General features: G+C 71.4%; 19 protein-coding genes. 16 read left to right on the top strand and 3 right to left on the bottom strand.

Annotated features, from left to right (window positions below):
* The first annotated feature begins 241 nt into the window (after nt 1-241).
* A complete protein-coding gene (locus M1P99_RS00685; protein ID WP_304450751.1) occupies nt 242-1687 on the top strand; it encodes a hypothetical protein in 1446 nt (481 codons plus the stop codon).
* Between the two features lie 29 nt (nt 1688-1716).
* The gene (locus tag M1P99_RS00680) at nt 1717-2586 is read left to right on the top strand and encodes a hypothetical protein (protein WP_304450750.1); all 870 of its coding nucleotides are present in this window, start codon (nt 1717-1719) and stop codon (nt 2584-2586) included.
* Nucleotides 2587-2681: 95 nt separating this feature from the next.
* On the opposite strand, the gene M1P99_RS00675 is transcribed toward M1P99_RS00680, so the two are convergent.
* The gene (locus M1P99_RS00675; protein ID WP_304450749.1) at nt 2682-3881 is read right to left on the bottom strand and encodes an MFS transporter; all 1200 of its coding nucleotides are present in this window, start codon (nt 3879-3881) and stop codon (nt 2682-2684) included.
* Nucleotides 3882-4252: 371 nt separating this feature from the next.
* Here M1P99_RS00675 and M1P99_RS00670 point away from each other — a divergent pair, with 371 nt between their 5' ends.
* Entirely contained in the window at nt 4253-4813 is a 561-nt protein-coding gene (locus M1P99_RS00670) for a GNAT family N-acetyltransferase (RefSeq protein WP_304450748.1), read from the top strand.
* 139 nt (nt 4814-4952) lie between these two features.
* Nucleotides 4953-6254, top strand: a complete 1302-nt coding sequence (locus tag M1P99_RS00665) for a phosphoribosyltransferase family protein (protein ID WP_304450747.1) — start codon at nt 4953-4955, stop codon at nt 6252-6254.
* 120 nt (nt 6255-6374) lie between these two features.
* Here the strand turns inward: M1P99_RS00665 and M1P99_RS00660 are convergent, their stop codons facing one another.
* Complete coding sequence (locus M1P99_RS00660; protein WP_017588640.1) at nt 6375-6674, bottom strand: WhiB family transcriptional regulator; 300 nt, start codon at nt 6672-6674, stop codon at nt 6375-6377.
* Between the two features lie 774 nt (nt 6675-7448).
* Here M1P99_RS00660 and M1P99_RS00655 point away from each other — a divergent pair.
* The 6 genes from M1P99_RS00655 (at nt 7449) to M1P99_RS00630 (ending at nt 14480) form a co-directional block, all read left to right on the top strand.
* Nucleotides 7449-7856, top strand: coding sequence for a YccF domain-containing protein (locus tag M1P99_RS00655; RefSeq protein ID WP_304450746.1), 408 nt, complete (start codon nt 7449-7451; stop codon nt 7854-7856).
* A gap of 122 nt (nt 7857-7978) precedes the next feature.
* Nucleotides 7979-9301, top strand: a complete 1323-nt coding sequence (locus M1P99_RS00650) for an AI-2E family transporter (protein ID WP_304450745.1) — start codon at nt 7979-7981, stop codon at nt 9299-9301.
* A gap of 228 nt (nt 9302-9529) precedes the next feature.
* Nucleotides 9530-11128 carry an ABC-F family ATP-binding cassette domain-containing protein gene (locus M1P99_RS00645; protein WP_304450744.1) on the top strand — a complete coding sequence of 533 codons (1599 nt, stop codon included), beginning with the start codon at nt 9530-9532 and terminating at the stop codon, nt 11126-11128.
* Between the two features lie 203 nt (nt 11129-11331).
* A complete protein-coding gene (locus M1P99_RS00640) occupies nt 11332-11538 on the top strand; it encodes a helix-turn-helix domain-containing protein (protein WP_304450743.1) in 207 nt (68 codons plus the stop codon).
* A 211-nt stretch (nt 11539-11749) separates the two neighbouring features.
* Nucleotides 11750-12589 carry an enoyl-CoA hydratase/isomerase family protein gene (locus M1P99_RS00635; RefSeq protein WP_304450742.1) on the top strand — a complete coding sequence of 280 codons (840 nt, stop codon included), beginning with the start codon at nt 11750-11752 and terminating at the stop codon, nt 12587-12589.
* Nucleotides 12590-12944: 355 nt separating this feature from the next.
* Nucleotides 12945-14480 carry a DEAD/DEAH box helicase gene (locus tag M1P99_RS00630; protein WP_304450741.1) on the top strand — a complete coding sequence of 512 codons (1536 nt, stop codon included), beginning with the start codon at nt 12945-12947 and terminating at the stop codon, nt 14478-14480.
* Nucleotides 14481-14572: 92 nt separating this feature from the next.
* Here the strand turns inward: M1P99_RS00630 and M1P99_RS00625 are convergent, their stop codons facing one another.
* Nucleotides 14573-15928: an MFS transporter gene (locus M1P99_RS00625; protein ID WP_304450740.1), complete on the bottom strand. Its 1356-nt coding sequence runs from the start codon at nt 15926-15928 to the stop codon at nt 14573-14575.
* 263 nt (nt 15929-16191) lie between these two features.
* On the opposite strand from M1P99_RS00625, the gene M1P99_RS00620 reads away from it, so the two are divergent.
* From M1P99_RS00620 to M1P99_RS00595, 6 genes are all read left to right on the top strand, one after another.
* Nucleotides 16192-17754 (top strand): sodium:alanine symporter family protein, encoded by a 1563-nt coding sequence (locus tag M1P99_RS00620; protein ID WP_304450739.1) that lies wholly within the window; start codon nt 16192-16194, stop codon nt 17752-17754.
* Nucleotides 17755-17933: 179 nt separating this feature from the next.
* Entirely contained in the window at nt 17934-19007 is a 1074-nt protein-coding gene (locus M1P99_RS00615) for a permease (RefSeq protein ID WP_304450738.1), read from the top strand.
* Nucleotides 19004-19831: a TIGR03943 family protein gene (locus M1P99_RS00610; protein ID WP_304450737.1), complete on the top strand. Its 828-nt coding sequence runs from the start codon at nt 19004-19006 to the stop codon at nt 19829-19831. The genes M1P99_RS00615 and M1P99_RS00610 overlap by 4 nt, the downstream gene beginning before the upstream one ends.
* A gap of 197 nt (nt 19832-20028) precedes the next feature.
* Nucleotides 20029-21378: a cell wall metabolism sensor histidine kinase WalK gene (locus M1P99_RS00605; RefSeq protein ID WP_304450736.1), complete on the top strand. Its 1350-nt coding sequence runs from the start codon at nt 20029-20031 to the stop codon at nt 21376-21378.
* Nucleotides 21375-22451 carry an AI-2E family transporter gene (locus M1P99_RS00600; RefSeq protein WP_304450735.1) on the top strand — a complete coding sequence of 359 codons (1077 nt, stop codon included), beginning with the start codon at nt 21375-21377 and terminating at the stop codon, nt 22449-22451. The genes M1P99_RS00605 and M1P99_RS00600 overlap by 4 nt, the downstream gene beginning before the upstream one ends.
* 7 nt (nt 22452-22458) lie before the next feature.
* The gene (locus M1P99_RS00595) at nt 22459-23142 is read left to right on the top strand and encodes a TVP38/TMEM64 family protein (RefSeq protein ID WP_304450734.1); all 684 of its coding nucleotides are present in this window, start codon (nt 22459-22461) and stop codon (nt 23140-23142) included.
* Nucleotides 23143-23182: the final 40 nt, after the last annotated feature.

Raw genomic sequence — 23182 nt, 5'->3', positions numbered from 1 at the left:
GGTCAGGGCGTAAGAGCCTCGCGCACGACCCGATCGTTCACCCTGTGCGGCCGCTCGTCCCGACCCTGGCCGGAATAGGCGACGCGGCCGTCAGTCAGTATCATCTCGTGCAGCATTGACTACGCGTGTGCCAACGCCACCGCTCGGTAACCCCCCAGGGCAGCGGTGCCCACCGTTGACCGAGGTCCCCCGTCACCACGTACACGAACAGGTCCACGTTCCCCATGCCTTCGGAGGCACCATGAGCCGGGCGTCCCGACCGGGGCAGTCCCGGCCCACAGCCGTCATCGTCATCGCTCCCGACGAGCACAGCGCGGAGATCGTCATCGATGGGCAGCGCCAGGTCGTGACCGGCGCCGCACCCAAGGAGACGCGCCGTGCCGCGCTGGACGTCGCCACCGGCTACGCCGCCAGAATCGGGCAGCCGGTGCTGGTCGACGCCCGCGACGCCAACGGCTACTGGCTGCTGATGGCGACCCCCGACGGTGTGGTGCGGGCGGCGGACGAGGCGGCGCCCGCCGCCGCGCCGGCCGCGGCCGGCGTGCACCCGCCGGCGGTACGTGGAGGCGGTTCCTCCCGGGGGAGGACTCTGGTCATCGCCGCGGCAGCCGCGCTGGCCCTGGTACTGCTCGTCGGAGCGGGTGCCGTGGCGACGCGGTTCCTCTCCGGCCCCTCCACGGCCGCCGAGAGCGGGGGTGAGGACGGCACCGCCACCCTCGGCCACCCCGCGCCCCCCGGTTTCGACGACGTCGTCGTCTTCGACGAGCCCCTGGCCCCGGACACCCGGCCGGGAGTGAGCCGGGAGGGCGACTTCCTCGCCTACACCGACCCCGACGACCGGCTCAACCTGTTCGGCGCCGACGGTGAGCGCCGCTGGGTCGTCGACCTGCCCGCGGGCTCCGGGGAGTTCCTGGACCCGCCGCGCTTCGTGGAGTACGAGGGCGCGACCGCGATCGTCCTGGAGACGGCCGACACGCTCTGGTTCTGGCCCACCGAGGGCGGCCCACCGACGAGCGTGGCCCTGCCGACGGACGCCACCGCCCAGTACGTGGGCGACTCGGTGCTCGTGCGCACGGCGGAGACCGCGTTCGTGCCCGTCGGCGGGGAGCTCGTCGAGATCGAGCCCCCGGGCAGCTCCGCGCCCCTGGTGGCAGACGGGGAACGCGTCCTCACCGCGGTCGTGAACGGCCCCTGGGAGTGGGTCGACACCGACGGCGGCAGCGAGGAGGTCCACGCCCGGCGCCCGCAGGACGCCGGTGAGATGGACGGGATCGTCACCGCACTGCGCGAGTACGTGATCGTGCGCTGGGAGCCCCTCCGAGGGGAGGGGGTCCACCTGGCCTTCCACGACCGCGAGGACGGCAGTGCGGTCGGAGGGGCCGACATCGACCCCGCGGACCTGGAGGACGTGCGCCACCGCTCCGGGCCGATCGGGACCCGCGTGGTCGCCTACGGCCCCCTCGTGATGGACCCCGAGTCCGGCGACGCGGCGGTGCTCCCCGGCTTCGTGCCCGAGATCGCGGTCGGAGACCAGGTCTTCGGGCAACTCGACGGCGCGCCGGTGGCGGTGAGCACCTCGGGCATGCCCACCGACGTGCCCGAGGGCGCCGCGCAGCCCGAAGGGCTCCTGGGCGACAACGCCATCGTGGTCCACGACGACCACCTCTATGCCATCCCCTCTCATTAGAAATCCCCATGGAAGAAGAAAGGAGTGGGATGACCCCCAAGAAGCGAGTCCTCACCGTGACGGCCTCCGCGCTGTTCATGGCGGGATTCTCGGTCGGCCCGGTGTTCGCGGACACCGTGGAGGAGGCCACCCCCGTAGCGGCTGAGGAGACACAGGCCCAGCCTGTGGTTCCGGCCCTGGACGAAGCCGTCCAGAGCACCTTCGACGCCCTGCTCGACGGCGACCAAGGTGACGACCCCGGTAACCCCGGTGGTGGTGACGGCGGTGGCGACACCGGCGGTAACCCCGGTGGTGGTGACGGCGGTGGCGACACCGGCGGTAACCCCGGTGGTGGTGACGGCGGCGGTGACGCCGGCGGTAACCCCGGTGGTGGTGACGGCGGTGGCGACACCGGCGGTGGTGACACCGGTGGTGACACTGGCGGTGACACGGGTGGTGACACCGGTGGTGACACGGGTGGTGACACCGGTGGTGACACGGGTGGTGACACCGGTGGTGACACCGGTGGTGACGGCGGCGGTGACACCGGTGGTGACACCGGTGGTGACACCGGTGGTGACACTGGCGGTGACACGGGTGGTGACACCGGTGGCGACACGGGCGGCGACACCGGCGGCGACGGGGGCAACCCCGGCACCGGCGGTGACTCGGGTGACGAGAGCCAGGCTCCCGGCACCTCGGCTCCCGGCGCCTCGGCCCCGGGCACCGGCACGCCGGAGAGCTCCGTGCCGAGCAGCACCGGCACCGGATCGGTCACCACGTCCAGTGGTGACGACAACGGTCCCCTGCCCACGACCGGTGTCGACCTCGAGGGCTTCGTCCTCGGCGGTGCGGTCGTGACCGGGATCGGCGCGCTGGCCCTGTGGGCCGGTGCCCGCCGCGAGTCCCCGGTGGCGTAGTACCCGCGACCACGGCTCCTCCGGGGCCGTGAGTGCGTGAGGGCCCCGGCCGCCACGGCCGGGGCCCTCGTCATGCCAGCGTGCCGGGGAGCCGCTCACCCCCTCGGGCGCAGGGCGGAGGCCAGCAGGAAGGCCGCCACACCACCGCCCGAGACCACCCACAGCGCGGCCCCCAGGGAGAGCGTGTCGGCGATCATCCCCACCAGCGGTGGGAAGGCCAGGAACCCGGCCCGGCCGAGCCAGCCCACGATGGTCACGCCGTCCCCGGTACGGACGCCCGGGACGTTCCCGGCGGCCGCCAGAGTGAGCGGGAACAGGGTGGACACGCCCAGGCCCATCACGCCGAAACCGATCACCGTCGTCACCGGGTGCGCGATCAGCAGCGCGAAGGCCATGCCCCCCGCCGCCAGCAGACCGCAGGCGCGCCCCACCGCGGCCGCGCCGAACCGGTCGGTCACGCGGTCGCCGAGCAGTCGTCCCACGGTCATCATCGCCTGGCAGGCCACGAACGGCATCGCGGCCAGGAACAGCGACGCGTCGAGCTCGGTGGTCATGTACACCGCGCCCCATGAGGCGGCGGAGTCCTCGATCCCGCCGGCGAACATCAGCAGGACCGCGAGCATGAGCAGCAGGACCACTCCGCGCATCGGCATCCGCTGCCGCTGCCCGCCGTGCCCGTCGGTCCCGTCCCCGCGCTCGCTGTTCTCCGGGCCCGGCAGCAGCATGCGGCTCGCCACGAGATTCACACCCACCAGCACGACGGCGACCCCGCCCAGGTGCCACAGGATCGGTACACCGGAACCGGCCATCGCCGCGCCCAGGAGGCCGCCGACGACCGCGGCCAGGCTCCACACGGCGTGGAAGGTGTTGATGATGGTGCGCCCGTAGCGCCGCTGCACGCGCAGGCCGTGCGAGTTCTGTGCGGAGTCGGTCCAGGCGTCGGCGCTGCCCAGGACGAACAGGGCGGCCGCCAGCATCCACCAGTTCTGCGCCAGCGCGATGAACGGAAGCGCTCCTAGGGACAGCAGGCTCGTTCCCACCGCCGTGCGGCCGCTGCCGAACCAGTGGATCAGCGGGCCCGCCAGCATCCCGGTCAGAATGGCACCAGTGGGCATCGCCGCGATCGCCAGGCCCAGTTCGGTGTTGGACAGGCCCAGGTCCGACTTGATGACCGGCAGCCACGGCACGGCGTTGGTGTAGGTGAACCCGTTCACGAAGAAGAGCGTGGAGACGGCGCCCCTGGCCCTGCGCGCCTCGGGGGGCGGGGCGGAGGTCATGTCGGTCGTACTGCTCAAAGCGGCTCCAGGGGCGTCGTCGGTGCGCGCAGATGCTATCCACTCCGCCTGGAGGAGGACACCGGAATGCGCCGCCGGTGGCGGTGGGGGTTGCCATCGTGCCCGTGGCCGATGTACATAGAGGGCCTGCCACAGTCGCCCACCACCGCCCTCGCCCCGGCCCTTCCGATCCCTCGCCCGCCACCACGATCCACGGACGCCTCCGGCCAAGCCCTCGTCATCCGCCCCGGCCCTCCCTCCTCGACAGGCCCGACATGGTCCGCGCCCCGACGGTCCGCTCCCGCGCACGGCGCGCTCCGCCCCTGTCCGCCGACGCCCGACCCCGGGGGACGTGCCAGCCACGGCTCCCGGACGGAACCGGAAGATCACACATGATCAACATGAGCGCGCTGCGAGACACCCCGACCCTCTCCGGGAGGAACGTCCGCCTGGTGCCCCTGGCCCCGGAGCACACGGAGGCCTACTTCGCCGCCAGCCTCGACGAGGAGGTCCGCAGACTGACCGGCACCCATCGGCACCTGACCTACGCGCAGGCCAGGGAGTGGTGCGAGAGCAGGTCGGGGCGCACGGACCGGATGGACATGGCCATCACCTCGCCCGGAGACCACCGCTACCTGGGCGAATTGTCGGTGTACTCGGTGGCGCCGGAGAACGAGAGCGCGGGGTACCGCATCGCCCTGTCGGCGATCGAGTTCACCGGCCAGGGCCTGGGGAGGGAGGCCACCGAACTCGTCCTGGACTACGCCTTCGACAAGATCGGGCTGCACCGGGTGTGGCTGTACGTCTACGCCTTCAACATGCGTGCCATCGCCGTCTACCGCTCGTGCGGTTTCGCGGTCGAGGGCCGGATGCGCGACGCCCTGCTCTGGGAGGGTCGCAGGCACGACGCCCTCCTCATGGCGGCGCTCCGGAACGGCGCGCGGGCGACCTGAACGCGCCCTTTTTGCCGACGGTCGGGGTTGGAACGGCCGTGCCGCGGGGTATGCCGGTACCACTTTTCCAACGGCTCAACACGAGACGCCGAGAGGAGCGGCGCCAGGCTTTCCGAGGAGGTCCGGCGCCGGGAAGACTATGAATCCGGTACCCGTGTCGCTGCCCTTCACCGACCGCTCCGAGGCGGGCCGCCGCCTCGCCGAGCGCGTGCGCGCCTACGCCGTCAACGACCCCATCGTGCTGGCACTGCCCCGCGGCGGTGTTCCGGTCGGCGCCGAACTCGCCCGGCGGCTGGACGTCGACTTCGACGTGCTCGTGGTCCGCAAGATCGGCCTGCCCGGTCGGCCCGAGACCGGGGTCGGCGCGATCTCCGAGGACGGACACGTCTTCTTCGACGACCAGGCGCTCGCCAGGCTGCGGGTCCCGCGGCAGGCACTGCACGACACCGTGGAGGCCGAACGCGCCGAACTCGACCGGCGCCGCCGTGTGTACCGGGGAGAGCGGCCGGCGCCGCGCATCGCCGGGCGTGACTGCGTGGTGGTGGACGACGGCGTCGCCACCGGCGGTACGGCGCGGGCCGCACTGCGCATGGTCCGCCAGGCCGGTCCGTCCCAGGTGGTCCTGGCCGTACCCGTCGCCTCGCCGGAGGCGGTGGAGTCGCTGCGCGACGAGGCCGACGCCCTGGTCGTGCTCAGCGTGCCCGAGAACTTCCACGCGGTGGGTGAGTGGTACCGGGACTTCGGCCAGCTCTCCGACGGTCACGTCACCGCGATCCTCGCCGAACGCGGCCGTGTGCGGCCGGAGGAGAACACGGCCCGCGCGGTGCGGATCAGGGCCGGGCAGGTCTACCTCGACGGAGACCTGACCATGCCGAGCGCACTGCGCGGCGCCATCGTGATGGCCTTCGGGGAGGGACGGACCGACCCACGCTGGCGCGCCGCCGCCTCGGTCTTCCAGCGCGCCGGCTACGCGACACTGCTTCTGGACCTGTGGACCGACGCCTCGGCCGGCGCCGACGGCGACGACGCCCGGACGATGGGGGAGCGCCTCAACGCGGCGGTCACCTGGCTGCGCCGGGCCACCGACGCGGCCACCGAGCCGCTGGGCGTGTTCGGCGCCGGAGCGGCCGCGCCCGCGGCCCTGGTCACCGCCGCGGAGCGGCCGCAGGACCTGGGCGCGGTCGTGGTGTACGGAGGCCGGATCGACCTCGCCGAACCGAGCCTGTCGCAGGTGCGCGCACCGTCCCTCATCCTGTTGGAGAGCAGTGACTCCTTCGTGCGCGAGCTCAGCGAATGGGCGCGCGGCCGCATGAGCGCACAGACCGACCTGCGCGTGGTCTCCGGGGCCGAACAGCTGCTCCAGGGCGCACAGGAGTGGCGGCACACGGCGGTGGAGGCACTCGACTGGTTCGACCGGCACCTGGCGCCCCGCACGGACTGAGGAAGGGCATGTGAAAACCCGCGGCGCCCTCGACGTGGAACGTCGGGGCGCCGCGGGTCATGACGGGGGCCGGGGCCACCGGGGGAGATCAGCCGTGCCGGACTCGGGAGCCTCGCTGGGTCAGGCGGCGTTGGCGCGGCGCATACGGCGACGACGCTCCGAAGCGCGCTCGTCCTCGTTCAGACCGCCCCACGTGCCGTATTTCTCCGGACGCGAGATCGCGTAGTCCAGGCAGTCGGTGCGGACCGGGCAGGCAGCACAGATCTCCTTGGCCTTGCGCTCACGAATCTCCCGCTCCGGCTGGCGTTCGCCGTCCGGGCCGAAGAAGAGCACAAGGTCCTCGCCCCGGCACGCGGCGGCATCCTGCCACCCCCAGCTCGGGCGGGGGCGCAGCGCGGCCTGCCGACGTACCTGAGACATGCTTGAACCACCTCTACTGAAATCACTAGTAAGCTGTCGGAAAAAGCTTCAGTCACCAAAAGTTGGTCATGCGGCGTGAGTCACTCCGCACGACGCAAACGCCGCGCGGTGGTGGCGATGTTCCCCGGTGTGGCTGAGACCACGAGAAGCACGAGACCCCGCGGTGGCGCTGACCGCTTGTATCGGAGTGCTCTCACACGAACGGCGGCGGAGGCGGTGACGGCCTCCGTCCGAGCCGGTACGTAATCATGCCATCCCTACTCCCGCTCATGCACGGGGGGTAGGGAAATTACTCGCCCAACCGTTACCGAAACCTGATGTCGCTGACTGGTCTTCGGTCGTTTGCCCGAGTTTGTCGCAAATCCCAAGATCTGGTGCCTTGTGAAGGACACAGCACATCGTATGGTGCGAAGACCCTCCTGCCTAGGGGGTTCTCCTGATGTCCGGGTCACATTGCGGTCTACGCAGAGTTCCGAGATTGGGTGTGACCGTATGTCCTCACCCTGTGCAGTGACAGCCCTGAGTGACGGCGGACCCCCGCGCCCTCCGACGCACCCCGACGCGCCCTTCCGACACGCCCCGCCCCCGAGTGCGCCCTCCCCGTGCCCCACGGCTGCCGACCCGCGTGTGGGCAGGGACGCCACCGCCCCCTAGGGGAACGACCAGGGTCGCCGGGCCCAACAGGTCATGGTGCACGGGCGTCACAGACGGTAGAACACGAGTGCGGCCCGTGCGCGGCCGCACCCCCGCACCGGAACAAGGAGTCGGATCACCGTGGCCCTCCTGCGGCTCGTCCTCAACGTCATCTGGCTGATCGTGGCCGGATTCTGGCTGGCGGTCGGCTATGTCGTCGCCGGAATCATCTGCTGCATCCTCATCGTCACCATTCCTTTCGGTATCGCCTCCTTCCGCATGGCGAGCTACGCGCTCTGGCCCTTCGGCCGCGACATGGTCCGCAAGCCGGGCGCCGGCAGCGGCAGCACGGTCCTCAACGTCATCTGGCTGATCGTCGCCGGATGGTGGCTGACGCTCGGCCACATCACCACCGCCATCGGCCTGGCGGTCACGATCATCGGCATTCCCATGGCCTGGGCGTCCCTGAAGATGATCCCCGTGGCGCTGGCGCCCTTCGGCAACGAGATCGTGCGCACCGGACACACGCGCGAGCCCTGGCAGTTCTAGCGTCCATCCCTCCGCGACAACGGCAGAACCAGGTGTAGCGTTCGGGGATCTCCCTACCCGGTGGTCGCCACATCCGTCGCGACCCGAAGGTCTCCCACGCCACCCCAGAGAATGGAGTCCATGTGCAAGCCCAGCGGCCGGGAGTGTGGGCGCTCCTGAACAAGTGGATCGCCGCTCGCAGAGCCCGGGCCGAGCGCCTCGCGGCGCGGGCCGAGGAACTGGCGGAGGACTACGCGCGCCCCGAGGCGGAACCCGCTCAGGCCGCCTCCCAGGAACGTGACGACGTGGGCGCAGGCGACCTGCTGCGCAGCATCAGCGACGTGGCCTGGCGGATGCTCATCATCGGTGTGGTGGCGGGCCTGCTGGTCTACGCCCTGACCTACCTCTCGGTGGTCACCCTGCCGGTGATCATCGCGGTCTTCCTCACCGCACTGCTGATGCCGCTGGCCAACTGGCTGCGCCGACCCAACCCGGTGGCCCGGCGCGGGTTCGGCCGAGGGCCGTCGACGGCGATCACCGTCCTCGTCGGACTGCTGGTCTTCAGCGGGGTCATCACGATGATCGTGGGACCGGCCGTCAGCGGATTCGGGCCCCTGGTCGACAGCGTCACCGACGCTGTCGTCGAACTGCAGAACCTGGACGTGCCCTTCGGGCTCGACCCCGCCCTCATCACCGACGCGATCAACAGCGCGTGGGCCCAGGCCCAGAGCCTGATCACGGAGAACACCGACCAGCTCCTCGGCGGCGCGTGGACCGCGACGACCGCCGTGTTCCGGGTGCTGCTCGGCATCGTCCTCATCATCGCCCTCACCGTGTACTTCGTGCACTCGGGCGACAAGCTCATGGACTGGATCGCCACGCTGCTGCCGCCCCGGTCCCGCCCGGGCCTGATCCACGCGGGCAACGTCTCCTACGGGGTCATGGGCCGCTACGTGCGCGGCGTGGCCATGGTCGGCCTCTTCGACGCCGTGGGCATCGGCATCGCCCTGGTGATCCTCATCGACACCAACCTGGCGATCCCCCTGATCGTGCTCACCTTCGTCGGCGCCTTCCTGCCCATCATCGGTGCGTTCCTCACCGGTCTCCTCGCCGCGCTGGTCGCTTTCGTGACCGAGGGGTGGGGCGTGGCCGTGATCGTGGTGGCCGTGGTGGTGGTCGTCCAGCAGTTGGAGAGCAACGTCTTCGCGCCGCGCATCTACGGCCAGGCCCTCGAACTGCCCTCGGCGGTGGTCCTGATCGCCCTGACCATCGGTGGCATCGTCGGCGGCATCCCCGGCCTGTTCCTGGCCACCCCCATCGCGGCTGTGCTCGCCGCACTGCTGCGCAACCGCCCGCCCGCGCACCACGCGGAGCCCGCCCGCGGCCAGGGGGAGCCGGAGGAGACGGCCCCGCCGCCGCCAGCCGCGCGCCGTGCCGAGGGGGAGAACGCGGCCGAGGAGGACTGAGGCCCTCCGCCCTTCCGGGAATGACCGGCGCCCGCCTTCCGTTGCTCCGGGAGGCGGGCGCCGCGTTCTCCGGCGCGAATACGCTTGGCCGGACCGCGCCCCGTGCCGTTAGGCTGGGTCGGTCGGCCGCCCGACACCCCTCCCGCTCCCACCGGACCTCCTACTCGTCCGCGTGCGGGCGCCGTCGCCGCGACCACACCCGCACTCCACCTCTAGGAAGCCCCTGTCATGCTGATCGCCACCGACCTCGAACTGCGCGTGGGACCTCGGCTCCTGCTGGAGCCGACCTCCTTCCGGGTCGCCGCCGGTGACCGGATCGGTCTGGTCGGCCGCAACGGCGCGGGCAAGACCACGATGACCAAGGTGCTGGCCGGCGAGGGCATACCCACCGACGGCACCGTCACCTCCTCGGGGACCATCGGCTACCTCCCCCAGGACCCGCGGACCGGCGACCTCGACATCATCGCCAAGGACCGGGTGCTCTCGGCGCGCGGCATCGACGAGGCCCTGAACGGCCTGCGCGAGGCCGAGAAGAAGATGGCCAGCGACCACGAGAAGACCCGCAACAAGGGTGTGCGTGCCTACGCGCGCTGGGAGGAGCGGCTGCACGTGCTGGGCGGCTACGCCGCCGAGTCCGAGGCCGCGGCCATCGCCTCCAGCCTGGGCCTGCCCGACAACGTGCTCTCCCAGCCGCTGAGCACCCTCTCCGGTGGCCAGCGCCGCCGGATCGAGCTGGCGCGCATCCTGTTCAGCGGTGCCGACACACTGCTGCTGGACGAGCCGACCAACCACCTGGACGCCGACTCCATCGTCTGGCTGCGCGACTTCCTCAAGTCGCACCAGGGCGGGCTCATCGTGATCAGCCACGACGTGGAACTGGTCGAGCACGTGGTGAACAAGGTGTTCTACCTCGATGCCAACCGCAGCGCCATCGACATCTACAACATGGGCTGGAAGCAGTACCTGACCCAGCGCGAGGCCGACGAGCGGCGGCGGCGCCGCGAGCTCGCCAACGCAGAGAAGCAGGCCGACACCCTGCGCAAGCAGGCGGACCGGTTCCGGGCCAAGGCCTCCAAGGCGCGGGCCGCCCAGCAGATGCTCAACCGAGCCGACAAGCTGCTGGACGGCGTGCAGGGCGTGCGCAAGTCCGACAAGGTGGCCAAGCTGCGCTTCCCCGACCCGGCGCCGAGCGGGCGCACCCCGCTGATGGCGGAGGGCCTGTCGAAGTCCTACGGCTCCCTGGAGATCTTCGCGGGGGTGGACCTGGCCATCGACCGGGGCAGCCGCGTGGTCATCCTCGGGCTCAACGGCGCGGGCAAGACCACGCTGCTGCGCCTGCTCGGTGAGGTCGAGAAACCGGACACAGGGCGTGTCGTGCCCGGTCACGGGCTCAAGCTCGGCTACTACGCCCAGGAGCACGAGACCCTGGACGTGTCCCGCACGGTCCTGGAGAACATGATGAGCGCGGCGCCGGACCTGCCCGAGGTCGAGGCGCGGCGCACGCTCGGCTCGTTCCTGTTCACCGGCGACGACGTCGAGAAGCCGGCCGGGGTGCTCTCCGGCGGCGAGAAGACCCGGCTGGCCCTGGCCACCCTGGTCGTCTCCAGCGCGAACGTGCTGCTCCTGGACGAGCCCACCAACAACCTGGACCCGGCCAGCCGCGAGGAGATCCTGGCGGCGCTGCGCAACTACAAGGGCGCCATCGTGCTGGTGACACACGACGAGGGCGCGGTCGCCGCGCTTCAGCCAGAGCGGGTCATCATGCTGCCCGACGGTGTCGAGGACGTGTGGAACGCCGAGTTCGAGGACCTCATCGCGCTGGCCTGACCCGGCGACTCCGCAGGGGGAGTGGACGCCCGGCCCGCCGGGAGGTTCACTCCCCTTCATTGTGGTCGGGGTTTGTGCCCTGCCGAAACCGGTCTCTGGAAGCCGAACCGCGTGCCGCGCCCGTCGGGTGTGGCGGACCGCGGAGAGGATGCCGGATCATGTGACTGTTCCGGACAACAGTGACCGAAGGCGAGGAGGGCCCAGTGGGCAACGGAGTGAAGAAGGGCATCCGGGTGTCGGGCGAGGACCGGGCCGAGCTCGCGGCCCAGCTCAAGCGGCGCTACGACGCGGGGGAGAGCATCCGCGTGCTGGCCGACGCCACCGGCCGGTCCTACGGCTTCGTCCACCGGCTGCTCAGTGAGGCGGGCGCGGAGCTGCGCGGACGCGGCGGCGCCACCCGCCGGGCCTAGTTGCGGCCGGAGGCCGTCCGTTGAGGGTGGCTCGCTCTGCGCGGAGCGCCCCCGAGCGGTGGTGGGCGACGGGTGGGCGTAGCTGCGGCCGGAGGCCGTCCGTTGAGGGTGGCGGCCCGCCCCCGCGTAGCGCTTGGGGCCGTGGCGGATGGGCCATCGGAGTTACCGGCGAGTAATCTCTGGAGTGACACCGAACACGACGGAGGAAGACATGGCACAGGCGTCGAACGCGTCCGGTACGCCGCCCACCGAGGACGAACTCACCCGCGCCGGGCTCCGGCTCGCGGTGGAGGGGCAGGTCGCGCGGATCACCATCAGCCGCCCCGAGCGGCGCAACGCGATGACCGGGCGGACCTGGACCACGCTGGCCCACATCGGCCAGACCCTGCCCGCTGATGTCCGAATCGTGGTGATCACCGGTGAGGGTGACATCTTCTCCGCCGGGATCGACCTCAACATGTTCACGCCCGAGGGCGTGGACGGCGAGCGCTCGATCGTCGCCGGCCTCGCCGACGGTTCGGCGGACGAGGCCGACCTGGAGGGCTACATCGCCGAACTCCAGGAGGGGTTTTTGTGGCTGCGCCGTCCCGACCTGGTGACGATCGCCGCCGTGCGCGGGCACGCCATCGGCGCCGGCTTCCAGCTCGCGCTCTCCTGTGACCTGCGGATCCTGGCCGACGACGCCAAGTTCTGCATGAAGGAGCCCGCGCTCGGCCTGGTCCCCGACCTCACCGGGACCAAGCCCCTGGTGGACATCGTCGGCGTCCACCGCGCCGTCGAGATCTGCCTGACCGCCCGCCGGGTGGGCGCGGAGGAGGCCCGCGACCTCGGACTGGCCGAGCTCGTGGTTCCCGCCGACGAGCTGCCCGGCGCGGTGGACGACGCGGTCGCCGCCGTGCTCGCCACCGACCGCGACGCGGCCACGGCCACCAAGGCGCTGCTCTGGCAGGCACCGGACAACACGCTCGAGGAGCAGATCGCCGCCGAACGCCGCGCCCAGATCGGCAGGCTCACCGCACTGGCCGCCGGCATGGCCGCAGAGCAGGGCTGACCGGCGCGGCGACACGCGAGGGGCGGGGTGGGGGAGACCCGTATCACCGGTGAAAAACACCCATCCCGTCCCCGATCCGGAGCGATCTCTAGTACGCTTCACCAAGCGGTCGATGAATGCCGCGCGCATCCGAGCGCGCCGGGCCGCACAAGACGCGGAGAACGTGTCGACCCCGTCGACGCCACTCTTGAACCCAAGGAGTGCACAAGCCCCACTTACGTAGGGGCCGCATCCGCGTGTGATCAGGCGCGTTTGTGTGATTTCTTCGCTGGGTCCTCCGTGGCCGTGTGGAGCCTTCCTCGAAACGCCGCCAAACGATGAGGAAGGTACACGTCACTTGACGGACACTGCCGTAATGCCTGCTTTCGACAGCCTCGGGCTTCCCCAGGACATCGTCGACGAGCTGGCGAAGAACGGTGTGACCACCCCGTTCCCGATCCAGGCAGCCACGATCCCGGACGCCATCGAGGGCCGCGACGTCCTCGGCTGCGGCCGTACCGGATCCGGCAAGACCCTGGCCTTCGGTTTGCCGGTCCTGATGCGCTGCTCCGAGCGCCGCGCCTCGGCGAACCGTCCCCGGGCCCTGATCCTGGTGCCCACCCGCGAGCTCGCGCACCAGGTGCGCGACGCCCTGCGCCAGTACTCCCGCGTCCTCGGCGTCCGCGTCGGCGACGTCGTCGGAGGAAGCTCCTACACCCGCCAGATCAACGAACTGCGCCGCGGTGTCGACGTCCTCGTCGCCACCCCGGGCCGTCTCACCGACCTGATCGAGCAGGGCGCCTGCGACCTGGGCGACGTGGAGATCTCGGTGCTGGACGAGGCCGACCAGATGTGCGACATGGGCTTCATGCCGCAGGTCAGCGAGCTCCTCGACCAGGTGACGCCCGGCGGTCAGACCCTGCTGTTCTCGGCCACCCTCGACGGCGACGTCGACAAGCTGGTGCGCCGGTACATGAACGACCCGCAGACCCACTCCGTGGACCCGCCGGTCTCGCAGGTCACCGCCATGGAGCACCACCTGCTCAAGGTGCTGCCCCGCGACAAGAACAAGATCGTGACCCTCATCGCCGCGCGCGAGGGCCGCACGATCCTGTTCGTGCGCAGCAAGTACCGGGCCGACACGATCAGCGAGCAGCTGATCCAGGCCGGCGTGCCCTGCGCCTCGCTGCACGGCGGCAAGACGCAGAGCGTGCGTACGCGCACCCTCGCCAAGTTCAAGGAAGGCAAGATCCAGGCCCTGGTCGCCACCGACGTCGCCGCTCGCGGCATCCACGTCGACGGCATCGACATGGTGGTCAACATCGACCTGCCGACCGGGCACAAGGACTACCTGCACCGCGGCGGCCGTACCGCACGCGCCGGTCTGGCGGGCACGGTCGTCTCCCTGGTGGCGCCCAACCAGCGCCGCATGGCCCGCCGTCTGCTCAGCGACGCCGGGGTCGACGCCAAGCAGCACCTGGTCAACCCGGGTGACGAGCTCCTCTCCGAGGTGACCGGAGCCAAGGAGCCGTCCTGGGAGCCGTGGATCGAGCCTCCGGAGCCGGTGCGCGAGCGCCGCGGCCGCGGCGGACCCCGCCGGGGCGGGTACCGCGGTGGCGGCGGTGGCGGCTACCGCGGCGGCGGTGGCGGTGGCGGGTACCGCGGTGGCTACCGCGGCGACCGTCCCCGTAACGACCGCGGTGAGGGCGGCTATCGCGGTGAGCGCGGCGAAGGCGGCGGCGAGGGCGGTTTCCGCGGTGAGGGCGGCTACCGCGGTGAGCGTCGCGGCGGCGGTGGCGGCGGCTACCGCGGCGGAGGCGGCTACCGCGGCGGTGACAACCGCGGTGGCGGCGGTTACCGCGGTGGCAACCGGAGCGGCGGCAGCCGCTTCGACTCGGCGCCGCAGCGCTGACCCACCCCGGGCGGCCCAGGCCGCCCACTGAACAACACACTCGGGCCCGGCGATTCCTCGCCGGGCCCGAGTGCTGTTACCGGGGTTGCCCACTACTCTCGGACAGTCCCTTCGGCGACGGCGGAGACCTCGCTCAGGTTCCGGCCCCGTGTCTCCCGGGCGACCGCCACGGCGACCAGGGTCAGCACGGCCATCCCAGCCATGTAGAGCGCGACCGGCGTCGCCGTGCCGAACGTGGCCAGCAGCGCGGTCGCGATCAGCGGGGCCAGGCCGCCCGCCACGATGGACGCCAGCTGGTAGCCCACGGAAGCGCCGGAGTAGCGCACCCGCGTGCTGAACAGTTCGGAGAAGAAGGCCGCCTGCGGGCCGTACATGGCACCGTGCAGGATCAGGCCGACGGTGGCCGCGAGCGCCACCGACCAGAAGGCGCCGATGTCGATGAGGGGGAAGAAGGCGAAGCCCCACACGGCGATGCCCGCCGCGCCCAGCGCGGTCACCGGACGCCGGCCGATCCTGTCCGAGAGCGCGCCCCAGGCGGGGATGGTCACCAGGTGCACGGCCGAGGCGACCAGGACGGCGTTGAGGACCTGCCCGCTGGGCAGTCCCGCCTGTTGGGTGGCGTAGACCAGGATGAACGCCGTGACGATGTAGTAGGAGACGTTCTCGGCCATGCGCACGCCCATGGCGACCAGGGTCTCGCGCCAGTGGTCCCTCAGTACGCCGACGATGGGCGCCCGCTCGGGCCGCGCGGCCTGTTCGGCCCGCTCGCGGGCCTGCCGGAAGACCGGTGACTCGGTGACGGCGAGGCGGATCCAGAGTCCCACCAGCACCAGGACGCCCGAGAGCAGGAACGGGATCCGCCAACCCCAGTCGAGGAAGGCGTCGTCGGTCATCACGACCGCCAGCACGGCGAGGACGGCGGTGGCCAGCAGGTTGCCGCCGGGCGCTCCCGCCTGCGGCCAGGAGGCCCAGAACCCGCGGTTGCCCGGCTTGCCGTGCTCCGAGACCAGCAGGACGGCACCGCCCCACTCGCCGCCCAGCGCGAAGCCCTGGACGACGCGCAGGAGCGTCAGCAACAGCGGCGCGGCCACGCCCACCGCGGCGTAGGTGGGCAGCAGGCCGATCGCGAAGGTCGCGCCGCCCATCATCAGCAGGCTGATCACCAGGAGCCGTTTGCGGCCGACACGGTCCCCGAAGTGGCCGAAGACCAGCCCTCCGAGCGGCCGGGCGACGAACCCCACGGAGTAGGTGGTGAACGCCAGCATCGTGCCGACCAACGGGTCGGACTCCGGGAAGAAGACGTGGTTGAACACGAGCGCCGCGGCGGCGCCGTACAGGAAGAAGTCGTACCACTCGATCGTCGTGCCGATCAGGCTGGCGGTCACCACGCGCACGAACGGCGTCCGCGGCTGTTCGGGGGCGGGGGCAGGGGAGGTGTTCGGTTCCATGTGCCGAACGTTAGGCAGATCACATTCGGCTGGCCATAGTGGAGACCCCCACACGGCGACCCGCCGACATGTGTGCGGTTCGGATGACCTGTGGAGCACGTTCCGCGGGCTCCGTTCACGGCCCAGCCCGCACGAAACGTCCTTTACCTCCCTTTACCGGCTCTTCGCGTGTCCGGGCGGCGCTCTTCCCGAGAGGGCGTGGACAGTGACGAGACGGCCCCTCATCAGCGCAGGGGTGACCTCGTCGCCTTGAAGGGGAACGCGTGAACGTCCTCAACGACGCCATCGTCGCCGTGAACGACTTCTTCTGGAGCTACTTCCTCATCCCGCTCCTGATCATCCTGGCCGTCTACTTCACCATCCGGTCGGGCGTGGTGCAGATTCGCCTGCTGCCGGAGATGTTCCGCGTCATCCGCGGAGCCCCGGGTGTGGCCCCCGACGGCAAGCGGGAGATCTCCTCGTTCCAGGCCTTCGCGATCTCGGCCGCCTCCCGCGTGGGCACCGGCAACATCGTGGGCGTGGCCACCGCGATCGTCCTCGGCGGCCCCGGGGCGATCTTCTGGATGTGGCTCATGGCGACGGTCCTGGGGTCGGCGGCGTTCGTCGAGTCCACCCTGGCCCAGCTGTACAAGGTGCGCACCACGACGGGCTTCCGGGGCGGCCCCGCCTACTACATGCTCCACGGGCTGGGACAGCGGTGGATGGGCGCCCTGTTCGCCGTCGTCATCACCGTGACGTTCTCCCTGGTGTTCAACTCGGTCCAGGCCAACAGCATCTCCGGGGCGGTGGGCACGTCCGCGGACGCGCTCGGCCTCGGCGGAGGACTCGCGCTGGCGGCGGCGGTCGGAGTCGTCCTGACCGCGATGGTGGCGCTGGTGATCTTCGGCGGTGTCCGGCGCATCGCCCACGTCGCCCAGACACTCGTCCCACTGATGGCCATCGCCTACATCCTGCTCGGGCTGGCCGTGGTGGTCCTCAACATCGGCGAGGTGCCCCGGGTCATCGGCGACATCTTCGCCTCGGCCTTCGGGGTCCGCGAGTTCGTCTCCGGCGGCGTGGGCGTCGCCATCGTGCAGGGCATGCGCCGCGGGATGTTCTCCAACGAGGCCGGGCTGGGCTCCGCGCCCAACGCGGGTGCCACCGCCTCGGTCTCGCATCCGGCCAAGCAGGGGCTGGTCCAGTGCCTGGGCGTGTACTTCGACACCCTTCTGGTGTGCTCGGTGACGGCGTTCATCGTCCTGGTCGGCGAGCCCGAGTACGAGACGGGCGGCGGCGTCCAGGTCACCCAGAACGCGTTGCAGGGCAGCCTGGGTGACTGGTCGATCCACGCGCTGACCGTCATCCTCTTCCTGCTCGCCTTCACGTCGGTCCTGGGGAACTACTACTACGGCGAGTCCAACATGATGTTCCTCGCCGCCGACGCCCGGTACATGACCTACTTCCGCTGGGCCGTCCTGCTGGCGGTGTTCATCGGCAGCATCGCGCCGCTCACGGTCGTCTGGAGCCTGGCGGACGTGGCGATGGGCGTGATGGCCACGATCAACCTGGTGGCGATCGCGCCGCTGTCCGCGGTGGCCTTCCGCCTGCTGGCCGACTACAGCCGCCAGTACCGCAACGGGCTCGACCCCCAGTTCACCCTGTCCAAGATGCCCGACCTGCGCAACGTCGAGTGCTGGGGGGCGCCCACTGGGGCGCTGCCCGAGGACGTGGACCGCAGCGAGGGGAGTGCCCCGGCCGACCCGGCGGAGTCCTCCCGGCACGCACGGGGACCCGAGGACCGCGCCGAGGGCGACGGCTCCGGCGACGGCGGTGCCGGGGAGCGCTGAGCACGGCACGGCCGCCCCACCGGTGCCGCCTTCGCGGTGCTGGTGGGCGTGGTGCTCGTACGGGCTACCCCGGCTGACGCGGACCGCGCTCGTCCACAGGAGTCGGCCGTACGGCCCCGGCCGAAAACGGTTTCGGCTACCATGCGTGGAGATCCCACCCCACACCTCGGAGTACCCACGTGCCTGAACGGACTACGCCAGGTGCCGACCCGACGACGCAGGCGTCACTCGGCGACTCCCTCGCCGAGGGCTGGAACCGCGACGAGGACCTGCCGCCCTCGGACTGGGGGCGCCGCCGCACTTCGCGCAGGACCGGCACGGTCTGGCTGTTCGCCCTGTTCATCACGGCCATGGCCCTGGCCCACGCCTGGCTGTCCGACTCCCTCACCAGCGAGGCCTTCCTGGCCTGGGCGACGATCTTCACCGCGATCAGCTTCCAGGCCCTGCCCTTCCTGGTGTTCGGCGTCGCGCTCTCGGCAGCGCTGACCGCGTTCGTGCCCGCGTCGGTCTACGAGCGCTTCTTCCCCGACAGGGCGAACCGGGCCGTCCCCGTGGCCGGACTGTCCGGAGCGGTGCTGCCCGGCTGCGAGTGCGCCTCGGTGCCCATCGCCGGCAGCCTGATGAGACGGGGGGTCGCGCCCGGCGCGGCGCTCACCTTCCTGCTGGCGGCGCCCGCCATCAACCCGGTCGTCATGATCGCCACCGCGGTGGCCTTCGCCGGCCAGCCCGAGATGGTGTTCGGGCGGTTCGGCGCCTCGCTGCTGGCCTCGGTGGCCATCGGTTGGATCTGGGTCCGCTTCGGTCGTGCCGACTGGTTGCGCCTGCCCTCGAGCGAGCACGCGCCGGGCACGTCCACGTGGGTCGTCTTCCGCGACTCGATGGTGCACGACATGATGCACGCGGGCGGCTACCTGGTGGTCGGCGGACTCGCCGCCGCCAGCCTCAACGTGATGGTGCCGCGCGAGTGGCTGGTGACCGTGGCCGGGATGCCGATCGTCTCCGTGCTCGTCCTGGCCCTGCTCGCCATCCTGCTGTCCATCTGCTCCGAGGCCGACGCCTTCGTGGCGGTCAGCCTCACCGACTTCTCTCCCACGGCCAAGCTCGCGTTCATGGTGATCGGTCCCATGGTGGACCTCAAGCTCATCGCGATGCAGGCGGGCATGTTCGGCTGGCGCTTCGCCCTGCGCTTCGCTCCGCTGTGCGTGGTCGTCGGCCTGCTCAGTACGTTCCTGTTCGGAAGGATTCTGTTGTGAACCGCATCGGTCAGGGTCTGACCCTCGTCCTGCTCGGTGCAGCGGCGCTGACCAGCACGATCCCCACGGACCTGTACCTGAACTGGGTCAAGCCGGGCTTCGGGCCCTTCCTCGTCGGCGCGGGCGTGGTCATGGTCGTGCTCGGGGCGCTCGTCGTCACCGCCGAACTGCGCGGTGAGGGCGAGGCGGAGCGGGACGAGGCGGAGCCCGAAGCCGCGCGTACGGCCGCGGTGGCCGGGCCGGAGGCGGACGACGCCGCCGCCGTGGCCGAGCGGTACGGACACGGCGGCGGCCACGGGCACGACCACTCGCGCGCTCCCGGCATCGCGTGGATGCTGTTGCTTCCGGTCCTGGCGGTCTTCGTCGTCGCGCCGCCCGCGCTGGGCGCCTACACGGTGCAGACCAGTGCCGATTCGGCGGCGCCGCCCCGGGACACCGCTCGTGCCGGGCGCTTCGACGACGGCCTGGAGGAGGCCGGGCCGGGTGAGGTCGTGGCGATGGACATCCAGGCGTTCATCATGCGCGCCTGGATCGACGAGGACCGGCACCTGGCCGGCCGCGAGGTCGAGCTGACCGGCTTCGCCGTGCCCGATCCCGATGGCGAGGGCTGGTACCTGGCCCGCCTGCAGATGGCGTGTTGCGCCGCCGACGCCGTGGTCAACAAGGTGTTCATCGACGACGGGGACATCCCCGAGGCGGACAGCTGGTGGACGGTCCAGGGCACCTGGGTCGAACCCGAGGGCGCACTGGAGGACGTCTCCGAGCACGAGGTGGAGGTCACCGAGCGCGTGGCCGTCGACAATCCCCCGGACCCCTACGAGTAGACGTCCGCCGGGAGCCCGTACGGCGGCCCGCCACGATCCCCGTGCGCCGGGCCGGTGGGAGCGGGCTCCCTATCGCCACACCGTGCGCCGTCCGTTGCTTATCGTTCTCTCTGGGTGACAATGGGCGGGTGTCGGAGCGGATAGGTGGACTCAGGCGGGCTGGGAGAGGATTGCGCCCCCGGTCGATCCGCGCGCGTGTGACGGTCGGCGCGGTCGCCGCCGTGGCGGTCGCCCTGGGCGTCGGGGTGGTGCTCACCATCATCTTCGTGCAGCGCACCCTGGCCATGGAGTTGCGCGACGACGCCGCTCAGGCGGCCCGGCTGGTGGCCGACGAGATCGTGGACGAGCGCTACCCGGGCGCGATCCCCACCGACGGCCTGGTCCTGCGTCTGCAGATCGTCGAGCGCGGGACCGGGGAGGTCCTGGCCGCGAGCGACGCCCTGCGGGGGCGGCCCGCGATGGCCGAGGACGACGAGGACGACCCCGACTTCCGGGTGGAGACGACGGCCTGCGGGAGAGCGATCGGTGCCGCACCGGGAGAGTGCGTCCTGGTCGTCGGCTACGAGATCGACGACACCGCCTACGGCGACGTCCTGGTCCTGGCCGGGACCCGCCCGCCGGCCGTGCTCGACAGCCTCCTCCCGGAGGTGGCGTTCGTGGCCCTGGGCCTGGCCCTGCTCGCGTCCACGGCGGCCATCATCTGGTTCGGTGTCGGCCGCGCCCTGCGGCCGGTGCGGGAGATCACCGAGGAGATCCACCGGATCACCAGGTCCGGGCTGCACGGCCGGCTCTCCGTCCCCTGCACCCAGGACGAGATCTCCGAACTCGCCAGGACGGCCAACGCGGGCCTGGACCGTCTGGAGGAGGCCGTCACCCGCCAGCGCCGGTTCGTCTCCGACGCCTCACACGAGCTGCGCAACCCCATCACCGGGATGCACACCAAACTGGAGGTCGAACTCTCCGATCCTGAGCCCGACCCGCGTTCGCGCGAACTGCTCCTGACCAGCCTGCTCGCCGACACCGAGCGCCTGGAGCACATCGTCGCCGACCTGCTCGAACTCGCCCGGCTGGACACCTCGACGCGCCAGGAGTACGAGCGCGTGGACCTGTCCTCCCTGGTCTCGAACGAGTTCGGGGGCCGCCGGCGCGCACGTCACGAGTTGCGGGTGCACACCTCGGGTCCGGTGTGGGTGCGCGGCAACCGGCTCCAACTGGTCCGCATCCTGACCAACCTGATCGCCAACGCCGAACGGCACGCGTTCTCGCGCGTGGACGTGGTCGTCGAACGCGAGGGCGACGCGGTGGTGGTGGAGGTCCACGACGACGGGTCCGGCATCCCCGAGAAGGACCGCGAACGCGTCTTCGCGCGCTTCGCGCGCCTGAGCGAGTCCAAGGAGCGCGATCCGGGCGGTAGCGGCCTGGGACTGCCCATCTCCCGGGAGATCGCGAGGTCCCACGGCGGTACGCTCGTGGCCGGGCACAGTGACCTGCTGGGAGGCGCGATGTTCACACTGAGGATCCCCGACTCCCCGCGGAAGGCGAAGTGAGGCGGGGCACGGGCCCGCTGGCGCTGACCACGGGGGAGAGTCCGCCCCGGCGACCCAACTACTTCCTCTTCGGCTTCGTGGGCGCACTGGGTGTTCTCAGCGCGTGGATCCTGGTCCAGGCGGTGATCGAGGCGCGCGCGGTCCTCGTGTACATCCTGGTCGCCCTGTTCCTCGCAGTGGGTCTCAACCCGGCCGTGGAGGGCCTGCGCCGGCGACTGCACCTGCCGCGGTGGGCCGCGATCCTCACCATGTGCCTGGCGCTCGTGCTCTTCGCCGCGGTGTTCGTGTGGGCGATCGTCCCACCGCTGACCACACAGATCACGGGATTCCTCACGCACCTGCCCCAGACCGTCGGGCAGCTCCAGGACACCCCGTTCTTCGCGGATCTGGAGGAACGCTACGACATCCTGGACCGGGTCCAGGCCGCCCTGGCCGACGCCGACTTCGGGTCACAGGTGTTCGGGGGCCTGGTCGGCGTGGGCCGGGTGGTGTTCAACTCGCTGTTCGCCACCTTCACCGTCCTGATCCTGACCCTGTTCTTCATGGCGTCCCTGAACGGCATCCTCGGCCTCATCTACCGGCTCGTCCCGCGTTCCAACCGCGACGGGGTCCGCGAGATCGGTGACGAGATCGTCCAGCGCATCGGAGCGTTCATCGCCGGCCAGCTCATCGTGGCCGCGATCAGCGGGACGGTGGCCTTCCTCTTCATCTGGGCGATCGGATCCGCCTACGCGCTCACACTCGCCCTGCTGGTGGGGGTGACCGCGCTCATCCCGCTGGTGGGGACCACGATCGGGGCGCTGGCCGCGTCCCTGGTGGTGGCGGTCAGCGATCCGTGGCTCGGCTTGGCGAGCCTGGTGTTCTTCCTCACCTGGCAGCAGGTCGAGAGCTACGTCGTCTCGCCGCGCGTGATGCGCCAGGCGGTGGACGTCAGCCCGACCGCCAACATCACCGCCGCCCTGGTCGGCGGCACGCTGATGGGCCTGGTCGGTGCGCTGCTGGCCATCCCCACCGCGGCGGCCCTGACGATCGTGCTCACCAAGGTCGTCTTCCCGCGCCTGGACCGTCGCTGAGCCGCGGGTGGACGAGCTCGCGGGGGAGGGGAGGACGCCAGGGGCACGCGCCGGACGGGTGGCCCGGTTCGGCGTGGCCGTGGTGTGGGCCGCGGCCCTGCTGGCCGCCTGGCGCTACGGCCCTGACGCGGCCACGGTCCGGGCCTGGGTCGGCGAGGCGGGCGCTGCGGGGGCGGCGGTCTACCTGGGCGCCTACGCCCTGGCCGTGTTCGCGCTGGTGCCGCGGCCGCTGCTCAACGCGGCGGGCGGGCTGTTGTTCGGTCTCTGGCCGGGCCTGCCGCTGGCCCTGGCGGGCGGGGTGGCCGCCGCGCTGGTCCAGTTCTGGGTGGCGCGGTACGCGGCGGGCGAGTTGATCGCCCGACGGCTGTCCCCGGGCGTCCTGGACTGGCTGGACGGCCTGACCGGCCGTCGGGCCCTGGTGGCGGTGGTGCAGCTGCGCCTGCTGCCGGTGATCCCCTACCAGGCGGTCAACTACGGCTTCGGCCTGACACGGGCGGGCGCCCTGCCCTTCGCACTCGGCACACTCCTGGGCGGGATCCCGGCGACGGTGGCGCTGGTGCTGGTCGGGGCGGGCGGGGCGGACGTCGGAGTGCCGGTGGCGGTCGGCGGAACCGTGCTCGCGGTGGCGATCGGTGCGCTGTGGTGGCTGCGCTCGCGCGGCGCGGCGCGGGAGCGGCGGGCGGGCGCCTGAGGCCCGCCCGCAGGGGCCGTGGCGCCCGCCACCTACGCCC

It is taken from the genome of Nocardiopsis sp. YSL2, assembly GCF_030555055.1.
GTDB lineage: Bacteria > Actinomycetota > Actinomycetes > Streptosporangiales > Streptosporangiaceae > Nocardiopsis.
The sequence above is the reverse complement of the archived record's forward strand: the minus strand, read 5'-3'. Positions and strand labels throughout refer to the sequence as shown.